1 pseudogene is annotated in these 1,196 nt (G+C 64.5%); it reads left to right on the top strand.

The features are described from left to right. Positions 1–1,196, top strand: a pseudogene (locus CKY02_RS23080) (hypothetical protein); the annotation flags it as partial.

Genomic DNA, 1,196 nt, shown 5'->3' with positions numbered 1-1,196 from the left:
ACCATTCATTATCAGTATGATGCCGCCGGGCGCCGCCTCACCGCCCGCTACCCCAATCACCAGCTGCTGCGCTGGTGCTACACCGACGACGACCGTATTACCCGCCAGGAAGCGTGGCAGGAAGAGGCCGGGCAGTGCACGTTATGCTCAGTCACCACCTACGACCACGACGCGCAGGGACGACTGGTCCGGGCCGCCAACCCGGACGCGGTGGTGGCGTTTGCATACGATGAGGCCGGCCGCCTGACCCGGGAGACCATTAACGGACGCGCCGTCAGCCATCAGTGGGACCCGCTGAGCGGCCTGCCCACCGGATACCAGGCGGACACCCTGCCTGCGGTCAGCTGGTACTACGGCCTCAACGGCCGGCTGATGCAGTGGCAGCTTGACGGCCATGCCCCGTTGCAGATGCAGCATGACGGGCTGGGCCGGGAAATCGCGCGGGAAAGCGCCGCCGGCTTTATCCAGTCACAGGCTTACACCCCGGTCGGGCTGCTGGCCCATCAGACCGCCGGGCGCAGCTCCGACTGGTTCAAGCAGACGCTGTACGAGGCCGACCCGCATTTCCCGCCGCGGGGCAGCGCGGTGACCCGCCACTGGCATTACACCCCGGCCTACAACGTGGCCTGCATGGAAGACACCCGCTGGGACGAGACGCGCTACGGCTACAATGTGAATGACCAGGTGGTGACCGCGCAGTTTGGCGGCCCACGGGCCTGTGACGAGCAGTTTGTGTACGATGCCGGCCAGCATCTGCATTACCAAAAACGGGTGCCGGAACGGCTCAGTCAAGATGTGCGTCAGAGCTACCACACCCAGCAGACGGGGCGGGTGATTCAGCACGGTGCCTGCGCTTATCGCTACGATGAAAACGGGCGGCGGACAGAGAAAACCGAGCAGCGACGCGGCTACCGGCCGCGGACCTGGCGCTACCGCTGGGACGCGCAAGACCGGCTGACCGGGTTTATCAGCCCGGAAGGGGCGCGCTGGCGCTATTGTTATGACGCTTTCGGGCGACGGATTAGCAAGCGAAAGGAGACAGACGACACCGGCCAACCGGTGAAACCGACCGCGATAATCGGCTATGATTACCTGTGGAGCGGGGAGCAGCTGATTGAAGAGACGCCGGTATATGCGGATGGCACTGTCGGGTATGAACAGAGCATTCACTGGCTGTATGAGCCGGGCGCCCTGAC

The sequence above is a fragment of the Photorhabdus bodei genome (assembly GCF_003287735.1).
In the GTDB taxonomy this organism is placed as follows: Bacteria; Pseudomonadota; Gammaproteobacteria; order Enterobacterales; family Enterobacteriaceae; genus Photorhabdus; species Photorhabdus kayaii.
The sequence above is the reverse complement of the archived record's forward strand: the minus strand, read 5'-3'. Positions and strand labels throughout refer to the sequence as shown.